This window comes from Caulobacter sp. Root343 (genome assembly GCF_001425745.1).
In the GTDB taxonomy this organism is placed as follows: Bacteria; Pseudomonadota; Alphaproteobacteria; order Caulobacterales; family Caulobacteraceae; genus Caulobacter.
In genome coordinates, this window is the sequence record NZ_LMDF01000009.1 from 74,115 (window position 1) to 91,777 (window position 17,663).

16 protein-coding genes and 1 tRNA gene are annotated in these 17,663 nt (G+C 68.3%); 12 read left to right on the forward strand and 5 right to left on the reverse strand.

Annotated features, from left to right (window positions below; translation table 11 throughout):
- Positions 1-186: 186 nt before the first annotated feature.
- The 6 genes from ASC70_RS20400 (at position 187) to ASC70_RS20425 (ending at position 6,138) form a co-directional block, all read left to right on the forward strand.
- Positions 187-822, forward strand: coding sequence for a glutathione S-transferase N-terminal domain-containing protein (locus ASC70_RS20400; RefSeq protein WP_056053912.1), 636 nt, complete (start codon positions 187-189; stop codon positions 820-822).
- A 90-nt stretch (positions 823-912) separates the two neighbouring features.
- Positions 913-1,755, forward strand: a complete 843-nt coding sequence (gene purU / locus ASC70_RS20405) for a formyltetrahydrofolate deformylase (RefSeq protein ID WP_056053915.1) — start codon at positions 913-915, stop codon at positions 1,753-1,755.
- A gap of 71 nt (positions 1,756-1,826) precedes the next feature.
- Entirely contained in the window at positions 1,827-2,894 is a 1,068-nt protein-coding gene (rfbB, locus tag ASC70_RS20410; protein ID WP_056053917.1) for a dTDP-glucose 4,6-dehydratase, read from the forward strand.
- Positions 2,894-3,763 (forward strand): dTDP-4-dehydrorhamnose reductase, encoded by an 870-nt coding sequence (rfbD, locus tag ASC70_RS20415; protein ID WP_056053920.1) that lies wholly within the window; start codon positions 2,894-2,896, stop codon positions 3,761-3,763. The genes rfbB and rfbD overlap by 1 nt, the downstream gene beginning before the upstream one ends.
- Positions 3,764-3,878: 115 nt before the next feature.
- Positions 3,879-4,763 carry a glucose-1-phosphate thymidylyltransferase RfbA gene (gene rfbA / locus ASC70_RS20420; protein WP_047403941.1) on the forward strand — a complete coding sequence of 295 codons (885 nt, stop codon included), beginning with the start codon at positions 3,879-3,881 and terminating at the stop codon, positions 4,761-4,763.
- A gap of 94 nt (positions 4,764-4,857) precedes the next feature.
- Positions 4,858-6,138, forward strand: a complete 1,281-nt coding sequence (locus ASC70_RS20425) for a serine hydrolase (RefSeq protein WP_056054094.1) — start codon at positions 4,858-4,860, stop codon at positions 6,136-6,138.
- A 4-nt stretch (positions 6,139-6,142) separates the two neighbouring features.
- Here the strand turns inward: ASC70_RS20425 and ASC70_RS20430 are convergent, their stop codons facing one another.
- The gene (locus ASC70_RS20430; RefSeq protein WP_047403937.1) at positions 6,143-6,580 is read right to left on the reverse strand and encodes a COG3650 family protein; all 438 of its coding nucleotides are present in this window, start codon (positions 6,578-6,580) and stop codon (positions 6,143-6,145) included.
- 47 nt (positions 6,581-6,627) lie between these two features.
- Here ASC70_RS20430 and ASC70_RS20435 point away from each other — a divergent pair, with 47 nt between their 5' ends.
- The 3 genes from ASC70_RS20435 (at position 6,628) to ASC70_RS20445 (ending at position 9,289) form a co-directional block, all read left to right on the forward strand.
- Positions 6,628-7,752, forward strand: coding sequence for a DNA cytosine methyltransferase (locus ASC70_RS20435; protein WP_056053925.1), 1,125 nt, complete (start codon positions 6,628-6,630; stop codon positions 7,750-7,752).
- Positions 7,753-7,824: 72 nt separating this feature from the next.
- Positions 7,825-8,811, forward strand: coding sequence for a cysteine synthase A (gene cysK, locus ASC70_RS20440; RefSeq protein ID WP_047403934.1), 987 nt, complete (start codon positions 7,825-7,827; stop codon positions 8,809-8,811).
- A gap of 19 nt (positions 8,812-8,830) precedes the next feature.
- A complete protein-coding gene (locus ASC70_RS20445; protein WP_056053928.1) occupies positions 8,831-9,289 on the forward strand; it encodes a very short patch repair endonuclease in 459 nt (152 codons plus the stop codon).
- Here the strand turns inward: ASC70_RS20445 and ASC70_RS20450 are convergent.
- The 3 genes from ASC70_RS20450 to ASC70_RS20460 form a co-directional block, all read right to left on the reverse strand.
- Positions 9,235-10,977 (reverse strand): ATP-binding protein, encoded by a 1,743-nt coding sequence (locus ASC70_RS20450; protein ID WP_056053931.1) that lies wholly within the window; start codon positions 10,975-10,977, stop codon positions 9,235-9,237. The two genes, ASC70_RS20445 and ASC70_RS20450, sit on opposite strands and share 55 nt — an antisense overlap.
- 184 nt (positions 10,978-11,161) lie before the next feature.
- Positions 11,162-11,446 carry a DUF167 family protein gene (locus tag ASC70_RS20455; RefSeq protein ID WP_056053934.1) on the reverse strand — a complete coding sequence of 95 codons (285 nt, stop codon included), beginning with the start codon at positions 11,444-11,446 and terminating at the stop codon, positions 11,162-11,164.
- The gene (locus tag ASC70_RS20460) at positions 11,439-11,753 is read right to left on the reverse strand and encodes a YggT family protein (RefSeq protein ID WP_047403928.1); all 315 of its coding nucleotides are present in this window, start codon (positions 11,751-11,753) and stop codon (positions 11,439-11,441) included. The genes ASC70_RS20455 and ASC70_RS20460 overlap by 8 nt, the downstream gene beginning before the upstream one ends.
- A gap of 112 nt (positions 11,754-11,865) precedes the next feature.
- Between ASC70_RS20460 and ASC70_RS20465 the strand changes: the two genes are divergently transcribed.
- Together ASC70_RS20465 and ASC70_RS20470 are read left to right on the forward strand one after the other, a co-directional pair.
- Positions 11,866-11,941 (forward strand) — tRNA-Ala (locus ASC70_RS20465).
- Positions 11,942-12,167: 226 nt separating this feature from the next.
- Positions 12,168-13,358 carry a carbohydrate porin gene (locus ASC70_RS20470; protein ID WP_082539526.1) on the forward strand — a complete coding sequence of 397 codons (1,191 nt, stop codon included), beginning with the start codon at positions 12,168-12,170 and terminating at the stop codon, positions 13,356-13,358.
- 53 nt (positions 13,359-13,411) lie between these two features.
- On the opposite strand, the gene tkt is transcribed toward ASC70_RS20470, so the two are convergent.
- Positions 13,412-15,370 carry a transketolase gene (gene tkt / locus ASC70_RS20475; RefSeq protein ID WP_056053937.1) on the reverse strand — a complete coding sequence of 653 codons (1,959 nt, stop codon included), beginning with the start codon at positions 15,368-15,370 and terminating at the stop codon, positions 13,412-13,414.
- A gap of 211 nt (positions 15,371-15,581) precedes the next feature.
- Between tkt and ASC70_RS20480 the strand changes: the two genes are divergently transcribed.
- Positions 15,582-17,618, forward strand: a complete 2,037-nt coding sequence (locus ASC70_RS20480; protein ID WP_056053939.1) for an NAD(+) synthase — start codon at positions 15,582-15,584, stop codon at positions 17,616-17,618.
- Positions 17,619-17,663: the final 45 nt, after the last annotated feature.

Here is a 17,663-nt window from a genome sequence, read left to right on the forward strand (position 1 = left end):
ATCCAAAGCGGATAAACAGGCTCTAATTCTTACATTCGAAGCGTGGCGGGCGCCGAAACCGCTCACACTTTCGGCTGCCACGCTTCGGACCCGTTCTCGCCGCGCCGCCTACCCGGGCGCAGCAAGATCGCGGTCCTAAGCGTTGTTGATCACGAAAAGCGCCGAAGTTTTCCTGGGAGACGCCCGGTGATCGATCTCTACACCTGGACCACGCCGAACGGCCGCAAGGCCTCGATCATGCTGGAGGAGGTCGGCCTGCCGTATCGGGTCCATCCGGTGGACCTGTCCAAGGACCAGCAGTTCGAGCCGAACTTCCTGGCCATCTCGCCCAACAACAAGATCCCGGCCATTGTCGATCACGACGCGCCGGGTGGGCCGCAAGCCATCTTCGAGAGCGGCGCGATCCTGGTCTATCTGGCCGAAAAGACCGGCCGGTTCCTGGCGCCGGAAGGCTCCGAGCGCTGGGCGGCTCTGGAATGGACCTTCTGGCAAGTCGGTGGCCTTGGTCCGATGGCCGGCCAATACGGCTATTTCGCCATGCGCGCCGAGGAGAAGATCCCGGCCGCGATCCAGCGCTTCGGCGGCGAGGTCGCGCGGCTGCTGGGCGTGCTGGACCGGCGGCTTAACGACCATCCGTGGATCGCCGGCGAGCACTATTCGATCGCCGACATCGCCTCGTATAGCTGGACCAAGGCCGTGCTCGCCGCCATGGGCAGGGCCGAGCCGGACCGCGACGCGGGTGTGCCAGCGGTCGAGAACTGGCTGATGGCCATGGAGGCCCGTCCGGCCGTCCAGCAGGGCATGGCCGTGCCGAAGGTTTAGGAAAACTCCGGCCGCCGCGCGAAAATCGGCCTCGCCCCACGCGCTCAGGCGCTTTTCTTCGCCGCCGGGGTTCTCTAGAGGGAGCGGACCATGATCCTGACCCTCTCCTGCCCCGACCAGCGCGGCATCGTCGCCAAGGTCTCCGCCTTCCTGTTCGAGCGCGGCTGCAACATCCTCGACGCCCAGCAGTTCGACGACCAGGAGACCGGTCAGTTCTTCATGCGCGTGGTGTTCGACGCCGATGGCGCGGATCGTGAAGCGCTGCGCGGCGCGTTCGGCGACCTGGCCGCGCCGCTGAAGATGAAGTGGACCCTGCGCGACCGCGCCGAGCGCTATCGCGTGCTGCTGCTGGCCAGCAAGTTCGACCACTGCCTGGCCGACCTGGTCTATCGCTGGCGGATCGGCGAGCTGCCGATGGACATCGCCGGCGTCGTCTCCAACCACCCGGCCGAGACCTACGAGCACATCGACCTGACGGGCCTGCCCTTCCACCACATGCCGGTGACCAAGGAGACCAAGTTCGAGCAGGAAGCCGACCTCTGGAAGCTGATCCAGGAAACCAGGACCGACATCGTCGTGCTCGCCCGCTACATGCAGGTGCTGTCCGACGGCCTGTCGGCCAAGCTGCAGGGTCGCTGCATCAACATCCACCACTCGTTCCTACCGGGCTTCAAGGGCGCCAAGCCCTATCACCAGGCCCACGCGCGCGGCGTGAAGCTGATCGGCGCCTCGGCCCACTACGTGACCGGCGACCTCGACGAAGGCCCGATCATCGAGCAGGACGTCGAGCGCATCAGTCATCGGGACACGCCCGAGGACCTGATCCGCAAGGGCCGCGACATCGAGCGCCGTGTGCTGGCCCGGGCCTTGCGCTATCGCCTGGAGGACCGGGTGCTGTTGAACGGCCGCAAGACGGTGGTGTTCACCGACTAAGCGGTGAGAGTTGCGCGTACACTAAAAACTGGATACGGGCAGGCTCTTCGACGGCCAGGACTTTCCAGCGAATGTCGCAGCAGAATCTCCGCGTGATGGTGACCGGCGGGTCGGGCTTCATCGGCTCGGCCGTGTGTCGCCACCTGGCCGGCCAGAACGACGTCGCGATCCTCAACTACGACAAGCTGACCTACGCCGCCTCGCCGGCCAGCCTGGCCATGCTGGAGGGCAAGGCCGACTACCAGTTCGTTCAGGGCGACATCGCCGACGCGGAAACCGTCGCCCGGACGATCAAGGCGTTCCGGCCCAATGTGATCATGCACCTGGCCGCCGAGAGTCACGTCGACCGCTCGATCACCGGTCCCGGCGACTTCGTCCAGACCAATATCGTCGGCACATATGTGATGCTGCAGGCGGCGCTGGAGCACTGGCTGAGCCTGGAGGGCCTGGAGAAGGACAGCTTCCGCTTCCACCACATCTCGACCGACGAGGTGTTCGGCAGCCTGGGGGCCGGGGGCCTGTTCAGCGAGACCACGCCGTACGATCCACGCTCGCCCTATTCGGCGTCGAAGGCCTCGTCCGACCATCTGGCCCGCGCCTGGCATCACACCTACGGCCTGCCGGTGGTGGTCTCCAACTGCTCCAACAACTACGGGCCCTATCATTTCCCCGAGAAGCTGATCCCGCTGGTCACGCTGAACGCGCTCGAGGGCAAGCCGCTGCCGGTCTACGGCAAGGGCGACAATGTCCGCGACTGGCTGCACGTCGAGGATCACGCCCGCGCCCTGCACCTGATCGCCTCCAGGGGCGTCCCCGGCGAGAGCTACAATGTCGGCGGCCGCAACGAGCGCACCAATCTTCAGGTGGTCGAGGCGATCTGCGACGTGCTCGACCAGCTGCGCCCGATCCCGGGCCAGAGCCGCCGCGACCTGATCACCTTCGTCGCCGACCGTCCCGGCCACGACGCCCGCTACGCCATCGACGCGACCAAGCTGGAGACCGAACTGGGCTGGCGGGCGCAGGAGACCTTCGAGACCGGCCTGCGCAAGACCATCCAGTGGTACCTCGACAACGAGGCCTGGTGGCGGCCGCTGCGCGAGCGCTATGCGGGCCAACGCCTGGGGCTGAAGACGGCCTGATGCGTATCGCCCTCTTCGGCGCCAACGGCCAGCTGGGATCGGACCTCGTCGCGCTCGCCGCTCGGCGTGGCCTCGATCTCACGCCGGTGACCCGAGCTCAGCTGGACGCGACGGATCCTTCGGCGAGTTTCGACGCCCTGGCCTTCGACGTCGCCATCAACTGCGTGGCCGCCACGCGGGTCGACGACTGCGAAAAGGACCCCGCTCCGGCCGTGGCGATCAACGCCCACTTCGCCGGCCGCCTGGCCAAGGCCTGCGCCGCCAAGGGCGCGCGGCTGGTCCAGGTCTCGACCGACTATGTCTATGGCGGCCAGGTCGAGCGGGTGGCGCTGACCGAGGGCGTCGGCCGCGCGCCGGTCAATGTCTACGGCGCGACCAAGGCGCTCGGCGAGGACCTGGCTCGGCTGGAGCATGACGACGTCATCGTCGCCCGCGTCGCTTCGCTGTTCGGGGTGGCCGGGGCCAGCGGCAAGGGCGGCAACTTCGTCGAAACCATGATCCGGTTGGGCAAGCAGCACGGTCGTCTGACCGTGGTCGACGACCAGGTCATGTCGCCGACCGCTTCGTGGGACGCCGGCGAGGCCCTTCTCGACCTGATCGCCGCCGAAGTCCCGGCGGGCGTCTATCACGTGGTCAATGCGGGCGTGGCCAGCTGGCGCGACTTCGCCCGGGACATCATCGTCAAGGCGGGCGTGGCCGCCGAGGTGGTTCCGATCCCGACTAGCCAGTTTCCGACCCCCGCCCGGCGGCCGCCCTACAGCGCCTTGTCGAACGCCAAGCTCGAGGCGGCGATCGGCCGCGCGATGCCGCATTGGACCGACGCCCTGGATCGCTACCTGGCGGCCAAGGGCCACACCCAAGGCCGATAACGCCAAAATTTCCGCGAAATCATCGTGTTGAAACGCCGGCCTCGGAGCGAAAGGGCTCACGCTCTGGTGAATTCCGCTCTAGGTTCCGGCCGTCAGGACTGAAGAAGAAGACGTAATGAAGGGTATCATCCTCGCGGGCGGGTCGGGCACGCGCCTCCATCCCGTGACCATGGCGATCAGCAAGCAACTGCTGCCGGTCTTCGACAAACCCATGATCTACTATCCGCTGTCGGTGCTGATGATGGCTGGGGTGCGCGAGGTGATGATCATCTCGACCCCGCGCGACATCCCGCTGTTCCAGGGGCTGCTGGGCGACGGCGCGCGGTGGGGGATCGACATCACCTACGCCGAGCAGGCCAATCCGAACGGCCTGGCCGAGGCCTACCGCATCGGGGCCGATTTCGTCGGCGCCGAACCCAGCATCCTCGTGCTGGGCGACAACCTGTTCTACGGCGCGGGCCTTGGCCGCATCCTGCAGGGCGCCAAGGAGCGCTCCAAGACCGGCGCCAGCGTCTTCGCCTATTTCGTCAACGACCCGCAGCGCTACGGCGTGGTCGAGTTCGACGCCACCGGCAAGGCCGTCTCGATCGAGGAAAAGCCTGAAAAGCCGCGCTCGAACTGGGCGGTGACGGGCCTCTACATGTACGACAAGCGGGTCGTCGACTTCGCCCGCGACCTGCAGCCTTCGGCGCGCGGCGAGCTGGAGATCACCGACATCAACCGGCTTTATCTCGAGGCCGGGGACCTGTCGGTCGAGCGCATGGGCAGAGGCTTCGCCTGGCTGGACACCGGCACCCACGACAGCCTGCTGGAGGCCTCGGAGTTCGTGCGCACGCTGGAGCACCGCCAAGGCTTGAAGATCGGCTGCGTCGAGGAAGTCGCCCACCAGAACGGGTGGATCTCGACCGAACAGCTGCTGGGCCTGGCGCACGACTTGGCCAAGTCGCCCTATGGGGCCTATCTGAAGATGATCGCTTCTCAGGGCGATCATCAGGCCTGATCCCCCGAGCTTGATCTACGACCATCGCGCGCTGGAAAAGCGCCGGACCGTAAGCGACAGTCCAACGCAGTCACAAGAAGCGTTGGGAGGCCGCGTGTCCAAGAAGATGATCCTCGCCGCCGTTGCGGCGGCGGCGCTGTCGGTCCACGCCGCGCCCGTCCTGGCGCGTCCCGCCCCGCCTCCGGCCGCGGAGACGGCCTCGGTCAAGATCGACAGGGCCCGCATCGACGCGGCGCTGAAGACGATGGTGGACAGCGGCCGGGCGGTCGGGGTCTCGGCCCTGGTCTGGCAGGACGGCCAGGAGCGCTATTTTGGCGTGGCGGGCATGGCCGACCGCGAGGCCGGCAAGCCGATGCGCCGCGACACCCTGGTGCAGATCTTCTCGATGACCAAGCCGGTCACGGGCGTGGCCCTGATGCAGCTGTGGGAGCAGGGCAAGTTCGGCCTCGACGATCCGCTGTCGCGCTACCTGCCCGAGTTCGCCGACATGAAGGTGATCGATGGCCAGGGCGGCGTGCGTCCGGCGGCGCGGCCGATCGTGATCCGCGACATCCTCCGCCACACGGCCGGCTTCTCCTATGGCATGCGCGACACCGCCGCCGACGCCGCCTTCAAGGCCGCCGACCCGCTGAACCTGAAGAACGACCTGGCCGAGTTCAGCCGCCGCCTGGCCACCGTGCCGCTGATGTATGACCCGGGCGAGCGTTGGAGCTACAGCGCCGCCGTCGACGTCCAGGCGCGACTGGTCGAGGTGCTGAGCGGCCAGCCGTTCGAAGCCTATGTGAAGGCTCACATCCTCGAGCCGCTGGCCATGAAGGATACCGCCTGGACCCAGCCCGAAACCGCCTTCGCCCGCTTGGCGGCGACCTACAACAAGGGGCCTGACGGCAAATTGGCTCGCGAGGACAGCGCCGAGACGCGGAAGCTGAACTTCGATCCCGCCCGCCGCATGACCATGGGCGGGGCCGGCCTGGTCGCCTCGATCGACGACTACGCCCGCTTCTCGCGCATGCTGCTGGCCGGCGGGACGCTGGACGGGGTCCAGATTCTCAAGCCGTCGACCGTGCGCCTGATGGCCACCGATCATCTCGACCCCCGCGTCAACGACCGCTGGTGGCTGCCGGGCAAAGGCTCGGTCGGCTTCGGCCTCGACTTCGCCGTCCGCAAGCAGCAGCCGCGGACGGCTGAGGAGAACAGGGGCGCGGTCGGGGAATTTTTCTGGGACGGCCGCGACAGCACCCTGTTCTGGGTGGATCCCGCCAACAGGCTGACGGCTGTCTTTTTCGTCCAGACCTACCCGTTCGACGGCACGCTGCACCACGACCTGCGCGCGGCGGTGTACGGGCCGAACTATCTAGGGCCCAAGGGCGACTGACGGATTACGGCTTCGGCTGGGCGGCCAGGTCCTGGGTCTTCGAGGCGCAACCCTTCAAGGTCTCCCCGTCGATCCAGACCTCGGCCAGATAGCCGTAGTGGCGGTCGGACATGCCGTCCGAGCAGTCGCCGGGCGTCAGCCGCAGGACGAGGCGCTGTTCGCCCGCCATGGCGTCGAACACGCCCTGCTCGCCGTCTATCCGTACGCCGGAATTGCCGGTCGTGACGTCCGGATGGTCGGGACGGCTCAAGGTCATGCCGGCGGCCCGCACCTTGACGTTCCAGAACGGCTCGGTCCCAACCGCGTCGAAGTCGCCGGAGTAGTCGGGGCCGACCACGATCGGCGCGTCGGCTGGCGGCGGCGCCTCCTCGGTCGAGCCCATGGGCGACTGCCCGCACGCGGTTATCAACAGGGCGACGGCGATCAGGACGATGGTGCGCATGTCTTTGGCTATCCCCTCCAGGCATGGTGAGGCTAGACTCCCCGGCGATGAATCGGAACGTCGGCCCCACTTTCCTGGAATTCTTCGCCGGCGGCGGCATGGCCCGGGTCGGCCTGGGTGAGCGCTGGACCTGCGCCTTCGCCAACGACTTCGATGCGGTGAAGGCGGCGACCTATCGCGCCAACTTCGCCGACGGCGAGGGACACTTCCATGAAGGCGACGTCTTCGCCCTGACGCCCGAGGCCCTGCCGACGGCTGATCTCGCCTGGGCCTCCAGTCCCTGCCAGGACTTCAGCCTGGCCGGGGCGCGAGCGGGCCTGGCGGGCGGCAAGTCGTCGGCCTTCTTCGGTTTCTGGACCCTGATGAAGGCCTTGTCGGCGCAAGGCCGCGCCCCACCGGTGATCGTCATCGAGAACGTGGTCGGCCTGCTGACCTCGCATCACGGCGACGACTTCACGGCGCTGTGTGGCGTGCTCGGTGAGGAGGGCTATCGTTTCGGGGCGTTGGAAATCGACGCCGGCGCCTTCGTGCCGCAGTCACGGCCGCGGGTCTTCGTGGTCGCCACGCGCCTGCCGACGGGAGGCCTGGAAGGCAGTAGCGCCTTCCACACCCGCGCCGTGCGCGAGGCGGCCGCCCGCCTGCCGGAGGATCTTCAGGCCAGCTGGATCTGGTGGAGCGTTCCCTCGCCGCCGGCCCGCAACACCGACCTGGCCGTCGTGCTCGAGCCCGACGCCGATGTGAGCTGGAACCCGCCGGAGCGCACAGAGGCGCTGCTGGCCCTGATGGCGCCGGCCCACCGCCAGGCGGTCGAGGATCGCGTCAAGGCTGGCGGCCGCGCCGTTGGGGCCGTGTTCCGGCGCATGCGTGGCGGCCAGCAACGGGCCGAGGTGCGGTTTGACGGCCTGGCGGGATGCCTGCGCACACCTCGCGGCGGCTCCTCGCGCCAGACCCTGCTGGTCATCGAGAACGGCGAGGTGCGCTCGCGCCTGGTCACCCCGCGCGAGGGCGCGCGGCTGATGGGCCTGCCCGACGGCTACCGGCTGCCTCGCGCGCAAACGGCCGGTCTGCAGGTGATCGGCGACGGGGTGGCGGTCCCGGTGGTGCGCTGGTTGGCGGAAAGCCTGCTGGAGCCCTTGCTCGATAGCAAAACTGCAAGCCTCGCCGCCGAATGACCCCCTGACAGCTGGGGTTTGCCGGTCTAGGGTTGCCCGCTTTCCGCAATCTAAAAGGCTCAGGTGCCTCCGATGGACGACGCTTCCTCCCTCTATGACGCCGCCCGCTTCAAGCGCGCCGGTCGCGGCAAGATCTACGACTCGATCATCGACACGATCGGCGACACCCCGCTGATCCGCCTGCCGCGCCTGTCGGCCGAGCTGAAGCCCAAGGGCGAGGTCCTGGCCAAGCTGGAATTCTTCAATCCGATCGCCTCGGTCAAGGACCGCATCGGCGTTTCGATGGTCGAATCCCTGGAGGCGCAGGGCGTCCTGAAGCCCGGCGCGACCATCATCGAGCCCACCTCGGGCAATACCGGCATCGCCCTGGCCTTCGTGGCCGCCGCCAAGGGCTACAAGCTGATCCTGGTCATGCCCGAGAGCATGTCGATCGAGCGCCGCAAGATGCTGCTGCTGCTGGGCGCCAAGCTGGAACTGACCCCGGCTGAAAAGGGCATGCGCGGCGCCGTTGCCCGCGCTCAGGAGCTGATCGAGGCCACGCCGGGTTCGGTGATGCCGCAACAGTTCGAGAACACCGCCAACCCGCTGATCCACCGCGTCTCGACCGCCGAGGAGATCTGGAACGACACCGCCGGGGCGGTGGACGCCGTGGTCTCGGGTGTCGGCACCGGCGGCACGATCACCGGCGTCGGCCAGGTGCTGAAGGCCCGCAAGCCGTCGCTGAAGATGGTCGCCGTCGAGCCCGAGGCCTCGGCGGTGCTGTCGGGCGGCGCGCCCGGTCCGCACAAGATCCAGGGCATCGGCGCCGGCTTCGTGCCGGGCGTGCTGGACCGCGGCGTGATCGACGAGATCGTCCAGGTCAGCAACGACGATTCCTTCGCCATGGCCCGCCGCGCGGCGGCCACCGAGGGCCTGCCCGTCGGCATCAGCTCGGGCGCGGCCCTGACCGCCGCCTTCGACCTGGCTCTGCGCGACGAGTACAAGGGCAAGACGATCGTCACGATCATCCCCAGCTTCGCCGAGCGCTACCTGTCCACGGCCCTGTTCGAGGGCCTCTGAGCACGACGAGTCGAGCGCCTTGACCGATGTCTATGATCAGGCCAAGCGCTCGGCCGTCATGGCGCGGGTCAAGAGCAAAGACACCACGCCCGAAAAGGCGTTGCGCCGCCTGCTGACCGGCCTGGGCGCCCGATATCGCCTGCACCGCAAGGACCTGCCCGGCAATCCCGACCTGGTGATGCCGGGCCGGCGGCTGGCCTTCTTCGTCCATGGCTGCTTCTGGCACGGCCATGACTGCGCGCGCGGCTCGCGGGTGCCCAAGGCCAATCGCGACTACTGGCTGGCCAAGGTGGCGCGCAACGTCGCCCGCGACCAGCGGTCGATCGAGGCGCTGACGGCGGCCGGCTGGCGGGTCGAGGTGATCTGGGAGTGCGACTTCAAGGACGAGGCGGCGCTGACGGCCCGCCTGGAGGCGGTGCTGGATCAGGCCGCGGCGTCGTCGGGAGCGGCCAAGGCTTTCTCGCCCGCCAGCACCTGAGCCAAGGCTCCGAACAGCTCGGCCGGATCGATCGGCTTGGCGACGTGGGCGTTCATGCCGGCGGCGGCGCAGGCCTCCCAGTCCTTGGGCGTGGACGAGGCGGTGACGGCGATCACCGGCGTGTCGCGATTGGGTCCGGCGGCGGCGCGCAGGATGCGGGTGGCCTGGCGGCCGTCCATGCCGGGCATGTAGACGTCCATCAGCACGGCGTCGAACACCTCCGAACGGAGTAGCTCCAAACCCTCCTCCGCCGACTCGGCCAAGGTGGCGTCGACGCCGAACGGCTGCAGAACGAGCTCGATGGCCCGGCGGTTGACGACGTGGTCGTCGACCACCAGCACCCGCAGGCCGGTGATCGAACGACTTAGAGCCTCGGCGCGCGGCGCTTCCGCCGCTTCCAGGGCCATGGTGAGGGTGAAGTGGGCGCCGTGGCCGCGCGCGCTGGTCGCGATCAGGTCGCCGCCCATGCGTCGGGCAAGCTCGCGGCTGATCGCCAGCCCCAAGCCCGAGCCGCCATGCTGACGCACCACGGCGGCGTTCAACTGGTCGAACGGGGTGAACAGACGCGGCAGGGCCGTCTCGGGAATACCCGGGCCGGTATCGATCACCTCGATCGACAGCAGCGCCGGCTGGGCGTGCAGGACCACCGTGATCTCGCCGCGGTCGGTGAACTTGATGGCGTTGCTGAGCAGGTTGTTCAGCACCTGCTTCAGGCGCATGGCGTCGCCGGCGACCCAGCGCGGCAGGGTCGCGGCGCCCTTCACCCGCAGTTTCAGGCCCTTGCGGGCGATCTCGGGCCGCCACAGGCGCAAGGTGTCCGACAGCGTCTGGCGCAGGTTGAAGGGGGTCTTCTCGACCGACATCCGGCCGGCCTCCAGGCGCGAGAAGTCCAGGAGGTCGTTGAGCAGGGTGCGCATCAGACCGCCGGCGTCGGCGATCAGCTGGGCGTGGATCTTGGAGCTGGCCTCCGGGACCTCGCTGTGCAGGCGGGCGGCGCCGGCCAGGATGGCGCTGATCGGGGTGCGCAGCTCGTGGCTGATCATGGCGACGAAGGCGGACTTGGCGGCCACGGCCTCCTCGGCCTCATGGCGCCGGCGCTCGGCCTCGGCCTTGGCGTCCGCCTCGGCCTTCAGGGCCGCGTGCAGGGTGCGGCTGGCGAGGGTGACGGCGACAATGAGCAGCAGCGCCCCGAACCACAGGGCGTCGGCGAGGTTGGTCCCGGGATTGGCCGTCTTGGCCACGAAGGGCGCGAACAGGAGGTAGAGGGCGTGCGGCGCGGCGGCCATCACGGTGGCCGAGCGGCTGCGGGCGTTGACGACGACCACGTTCAGCAGGGCGCCGGCCAGCAGCATCCCGGCGAGGGTCGGGGCGAAACGGATATGCGAGGCGAACAGGGGTATCGACACCGCGCCGAACGCCGTCGAGGTGACGAAGGGCGAGACGAACGCGAGCAGCCGTCGCCAGGCGGCGATCGGGGCGTTCGGATGGATGACCAGGGGATGGCTCACCCAAAGCTCGAAGACATGGGCCAGGGTGTAGAGGCCTGCCCAGAGCCAGCACCACGGTTCGTGGACATAGACCTGCAGAAGCGTGGCGATGGATAGCGACGCGCCGATACGCAGATACGTGTTCGCGCGCCGCGAGGCGGCGGCGCGAGCCACGTCCCTGTGCACTGCGGTCCCGATCATGGACGCCCGTACCCCCGAGGGCCCCCCAGGCCCTTCTCGCGACCAGGCTAGTCGCGAGGGGCTAAAAGGAAGTGAAAGAACGCCGTCACGTCAATAGGTTGGCCCGAAATAGGGTTCAGGCAGGATCGTGCGCGATGGCGGCGTTTCTAGCTTTGAAGGGGAAGGATTTGCCCCTCGGCCGCCGCTAGGGGCGAGGGCCGAACGCCCGCGCCAGGTCCGCGGCCGTGACGCCGTCCAGCTCAAGCCGTTTGAGTCGCGCGGTGTCACCGGCGGCCAGCCGCACGGCCGAACGCGGGACCTTCAGGGTCTTGGCCAGAAAGGCCAACAGGGCGGCGTTGGCCGCGCCGTCGACGGGCGGACTGGCCACCCGCACCTTAAGATAAGGCCGCCCGTCGGCGTCCAGCGCCCAGCCGTCGACGGCGTCACGGCCGCCGCGCGGCGTCAGGCGGACGGCCAGGATCTCAGCCAAGCAGGTTCAGGAGCGTGTTCTGCAGGGCCGGAAGAATGAACAACTGCACGCCGCGCAGCAGCAGCAGAACGATGATCGGGCTGATGTCGACGCCGCCGATCGTGGGGATGATCCGACGGAAGGGCCGCAGAATCGGGTCGGTGACCCGGTCCAGGAAGGTGGCGACATTGTAGACGAACTGGTTTCGGCGATTGATCACGTCGAACGCGAACAGCCAGCTGAGGATCGCCGAGATGACGATGGCCCACCACAGCAGGTCCAGCAGGGCGTTGAGGATGAAGAAGACGAGATTGATGATGGGAGCCATGGGTTTCCGTCCGGACGCCGAAGCTTCTTGCCGCGCCTGGAGGTTGCTGGCAAGGCGCGGTGAGAACCCCGCTTGACGCGCGCGCTCTGTCGCCGTATCTCCGCCGCTCCTTGGGGCCGTAGCTCAGATGGTAGAGCGCCTCGTTCGCAATGAGGAGGTCAGGGGTTCGATTCCCCTCGGCTCCACCAAGGACCTTTCCGACAGAGACGATTGAACGCGCCGGGCTTTTTAAGCTTGGCCGTGCACGTTCATGCCCTTGCCGCGCACGTCAGCGTCATCTCGCCGCAGGCCCGGAATCCCTGGCGCGGGGCTCGACTGCGACCACGCGCCACAGCCGCGATTTACCGAATGGCGCCGCGCCGCGCGGCAGGTTCGCCCCGACGTCCGATCGAACATCGGGGCAGCGGGGCCAGAATGCGCCAGACCAAGACCAATCAGGCCGTCCATAGGATGGCGGCCGCTTCATTCCTGATCGCCACCGGGTGCCTGGCCGCCGACAGAGCCAGCGCCGAGGACGGGGCTTTCAAGCTCAGCGGCGGCTATACGGCCGATGTCGTCGGGACGGTAAGCGGGGGCTTGGCCAAGCGCGGCCGGGTGCTGGATGACCTGCAGCTGTTCGGCGACCTCGATCTGGACAAGGCTGTCGGCTGGAAAGGCGCGACCGGCCATTTCGAGGTGCTCAACAACAGCGGGGCCATGCCTAACGACGACGCCGGCACCTTGCAGGGCGTCGACAATATCGAGGTGACTCGCCAGCGCCTGCGCCTGTTCGAGGCCTGGGTCGAGCAGGGCTTCGGCGACAAGGGTTCGGTCCGCGCGGGCCTCTACGACCTCAACAGCGAGTTCTATGCCAACGACAGCGCCGGCCTGCTTATCGCCCCGGCGTTCGGCATCGGGTCGGAGCTGGCGGCCACCGGACCCAACGGCCCCTCGATCTTCCCATCCACCGCCCTGGCCGTGCGCGCCCGCTGGACGCCGACCGAGGCCGTCTACGCCGAGGTCGCCGCGCTCAACGCCAATGCCGGGGTGCTGGGCGATCCGGGCGGGATCAAGACCTCGTTCGACAACGGCGTCCTGATGATCGCCGAGGCCGGCTGGCAGGGCCGGGGCAAGGTGGCCTTCGGGACCTGGCGCTACACCGACAAGCAGGACGACATCCGCGTGTTGGCCCCGGCGGGCGGTCCGGTCCGCACTACCGCCAAGGGCGCTTATGTGCTGCTGGAGCGTCACCTGAGCGGCGCCGGCGAGGACACGGTCCGCAAGACCACGGCCTTCGCGCGCCTGGGCGTCTCGGATGGCGACACGACCGCCTTCAAGGGCGGTTGGCAGGCCGGCGTGCTGGTCGAGCACGTGTTCGAGAGCCGCCCCGACAGTGCTTTCTCGATCGGCGTCAACCAGGCGTTCCTGTCGGGAAAATATCGCGACAACGCCTTCGACGCGGGCCAGCGGCTCGAGCGCGCGGAAAGCGCCATCGAGCTGACCTATGCCGACAAGATCGGCCGGATCACGATCCAGCCCGACGTGCAGTATGTGAAGAACCCGGGCGCCGACAGCGACGTCGGCCACGCCCTGGTGGCGACGGTCCGGTTCTCGGTGGAATTCTAGTCGATGGAAACTGTCATCCCGGACCGCGCAAGCGCGGTCCGGGATGACAACCTTTACTGAGCCGCTTCGGCGACGGCCTCGGCGGTGATGCCGAATTCCTTGTAGAGGCGCTCGAACGGGGCCGAGGCGCCGAAGCTCTTCATGCCGACGAACTTGCCGTTCTCGCCGATGAAGCGTTCCCAGCCCATGCGGATGCCGGCCTCGACGGCGACGCGCACCGGCGCCTTGCCGATGACCGCGGCCCGGTAGGCGGCGTCCTGCTTGTCGAACAGCTCCCAGCAGGGGGTCGAGACGACGCGGGTCGGCTTGCCCTTGGCCTGCAGGATGTCGCGCGCGGCCACGGCCACGCCGACCTCGGTGCCCGAGGCGAAGATCGTGACCTGGGCCTCGCCGCCTTCAGCCGCCAGCAGCTCGTAGGCGCCCTTGGCCGACAGGTCGCCGCCCGAGGTCCGCACGTGGGCGGTCTTCTGGCGCGATAGGGTCATGACCGACGGGGTGCGCTGGCTTTGCAGGGCGACCTTCCAGCACTCGGCGGCTTCCACCGCGTCGGCCGGACGGAAGACCAGCAGGTTGGGGATGGCGCGCAAGGACGCCACCTGCTCGACCGGCTGGTGGGTCGGGCCGTCCTCGCCCAGGCCGATGGAGTCGTGGGTCATCACGTGGATGACGCGGGCTTCCATCAGGGCGCCCAGACGGATCGCCGCGCGGCTGTAGTCGGCGAAGGCCAGGAAGGTGCCCGAATACGGGATGATTCCGCCGTGCAGGGCCATGCCGTTCATCGCCGCGGCCATGCCGAACTCGCGCACGCCGTAGTGGACGTAGCGGCCGGTATAGGCGGGCGCGTCGAACGCGCCCATGCCCTTGACCAGGGTGTTGTTCGAGCCGGTCAGGTCGGCCGAGCCGCCGATCATCTCGGGGATCGCCGGGATCAGCTGGTCCAGGGCCGCGCCGGAGTGGACGCGGGTGGCGTTGACCGGCTTGGTCTCCAGCGCCTTGGCGATGTGGGCGTCGAGCGCCTCGAAGGCGCTGGCGGGCAGCTCGCCCTTCATGGCGCGGGTGAAGTCCGACGCGTGGGTCGAGGCGGCCAGCTTGGCTTCCCAGGTCTTGCGGACCTTGGCGCCGCGACGGCCGACGCTCTTCCAGGCCGCCGCGATGTCGCCCGGCACGGTGAACGGCGCGGCGTCCCAGCCCATCGCCTCGCGGGCGGCTTTGATCTGGTCGTCGAACAGGGTGTAGCCGTGGCTGTGGGGGTCGCCTTCCTTGGGACCGGCCCCCTTCGAGATCAGCGTCTTGCACGCGATCATGGTCGGGCGGTCCTGCTTGGTCGCCCAGCGCATGGCGGCGGCGATCTTGCCGTGGTCGTGACCGTCGACGGCCTTCACCGCCCAGCCGGCGGCCTTGAAGCGGGCGACCTGGTCACCGGTCTCCGAGATCGTGGCCTCGCCGTCGATGGTGGTGTTGTTGTCGTCGAACAGCACCGTCAGCTTGTTCAGCTTCAGGCGGCCGGCGATGCTGATCGCCTCGTGGCTGACGCCTTCCATCAGGCAGCCGTCGCCGGCGATCACCCAGGTGCGGTGGTCGACTAGCTCAGAGCCGAAACGGCCGGCCAGATGCGCCTCGGCCATCGCCATGCCGACGGCCGTGGCCAGGCCCTGGCCCAGCGGGCCGGTGGTGGTCTCGACGCCGGGGGTGTGGTGGACTTCCGGGTGGCCGGGGGTCAGCGAGCCCCACTGACGGAAGTTCTCGATCTCCTTCATCGTCACGGCCTTGTAGCCGGTCAGGTGAAGCAGGCTGTACAGCAGCATCGAGCCGTGGCCGGCTGACAGCACGAAGCGGTCGCGGTCGGCCCAGTCGGGCTTGCTGGCGTCGAACTTCAGGAACTTGCCCCACAGGACCGTCGCCACGTCGGCCATGCCCATCGGCATGCCTTGGTGTCCGGACTTGGCCTTGTGCACGGCGTCCATGGAAAGGACGCGGATCGCGTCGGCCATCTTGATGGGCGAAACGGGCATGGAAGTTCCGTCTTGTCTTTGTTTTGCAGGGCTGCGCGAGGGGCGCAGTCGCATGGGAACCCGTGGGGGTCAACCCGCGTCAAAGGCTTAGGCCGGGAGCCGAACGCCCGTCGTGGGCGCTATGCAACATCGTCCGAGGGCGCTATAGCTGGAGCATGGCTTATGCTCACTTTTAGCATAACTCGTCAGCCCGTTGGGAAAGGCCGATCGCTTGGGTAGTCCCTCGTTCTTCTCGCCCTATCGTCATGGCTTCGTCCGCGTGGCGACCGCCGTGCCCAAGGTGAAGCTCGCCGACCCGGCCGTGAACGCTCGGAGCGTCCTGGCCTTGGCCCGCGAGGCGCACGCGGCCGGCGTGGCCGTGATCGTGTTCCCGGAGCTGGGCCTGACCGGCTACACGGTCGATGACCTGCTGCACCAGAACGTGCTGTTGGACGCGGTCGAGGCGGCGATCGCGACGCTCGCCGAAGAGAGCCGCGACCTGGCGCCGCTGATCGTGGTCGGCGCGCCGCTGCGCGACGCCGGCCGGCTCTACAACACCGCCGTGGCGATCCAGGGCGGCCAGGTACTGGGCGTCGTCCCCAAGAGCTTCCTGCCCAACTATCGCGAATTCTACGAGCGTCGCTGGTTCACGCCGGGCGCGGGGGTGGCGGGCAAGACCCTGACCCTGGCCGGCCAGGCCGTGTCGTTCGGGACTGATGTCCTGCTTCGGGCCGGCGGCCCGACTCCCTTCACGGTCGGCATCGAGATCTGCGAGGACGTCTGGACGCCCAACCCGCCCAGCACCGCCCAGGCGCTGGCGGGGGCCGAGATCCTGCTGAACCTGTCGGCCAGCAACATCACCATCGGCAAGTCCGAGACCCGCCGCCTGCTGTGCGCCAGCCAGTCGGAACGGGCGATCGCCGCCTATGTCTATTCCGCGGCCGGGGCCGGCGAGAGTTCAACCGACCTGGCCTGGGACGGCCATGTCGACATCCACGAGATGGGCCACCTGCTGGCGGAGACCGCGCGCTTCTCGACCGGCCCCGCCTGGACCTATGCCGACGTCGACGTCGACCGGATCCGCCAGGAGCGCATGCGGGTTGGCAGTTTCGGCGACTCGATGGCCCTGGCGCCGCCGAAGGTTCCGTTCCGGGTGATCCCGTTCACGTTCGAGCCGCCCGCCGGCGACCTGCCGCTGGCCCGCGCGATAGAGCGCTTCCCGTTCACCCCGTCGGATCCCGCCAAGCTGCGCGAGAACTGCTACGAGGCCTACAACATCCAGGTCCAGGGCCTGGCTCGGCGGGTAGAGGCGACGGGGTCCAAGAGTCTGGTGATCGGCATTTCGGGCGGTCTGGACTCGACCCACGCCCTGATTGTCGCCGCCAAGGCCATGGACCAGCTGGGCCGGCCGCGCTCGGACATCCGCGGCTACACCCTGCCGGGCTTCGCCACCTCGGACCGGACCAAGTCGAACGCCTGGGCGCTGATGAACGCCATGGGCGTAACCGCCGAGGAGATCGACATCCGCCCGGCCGCCCAGCAGATGCTGGCGGGCCTGGGCCATCCGTTCGCCAAGGGCGAGCCGGTCTACGACGTGACCTTCGAGAACGTCCAGGCGGGCCTGCGCACCGACTACCTGTTCCGGCTGGCCAATCACCACAAGGGCATGGTGGTCGGGACTGGTGACCTGTCGGAGCTGGCCCTGGGCTGGTGCACCTACGGCGTCGGCGACCACATGAGCCACTACAACCCCAATGGCGGGGTGCCCAAGACGCTGATCCAGCACCTGATCCGCTTCGTGGCCCATTCGGGCGACGTCGACGCGGCGACCACGGCCTTGCTGGAGGACATCCTGGCCACCGAGATCTCGCCGGAGCTGATCCCGGGCGAAGAGGTCCAGGCCACCGAGAGCTTCGTCGGTCCTTACGCCCTGCAGGACTTCAACCTCTACTATATGACCCGCTACGGCATGGCCCCGTCCAAGATCGCCTTCCTGGCCTGGAGCGCCTGGCGCGACGCGGACAAGGGCGCCTGGCCGGTCGGCCTGCCTGACAACGCCCGCCGCGCCTATGACCTGGCCGAGATCAAGAAGTGGCTGGAGCTGTTCTTGAAGCGGTTCTTCGCCAACCAGTTCAAGCGCTCGGCCGTACCCAACGGACCCAAGATCTCGTCGGGCGGGGCCCTGTCTCCGCGCGGCGACTGGCGCATGCCGTCCGACGCGACCGCCGACGCCTGGCTGGCCGAACTGCACGCGGGGACGCCAAGCTGACGAAAATTCTTCGTTCCTTGGGACTTCCCCTTTAAACCCCCTTCG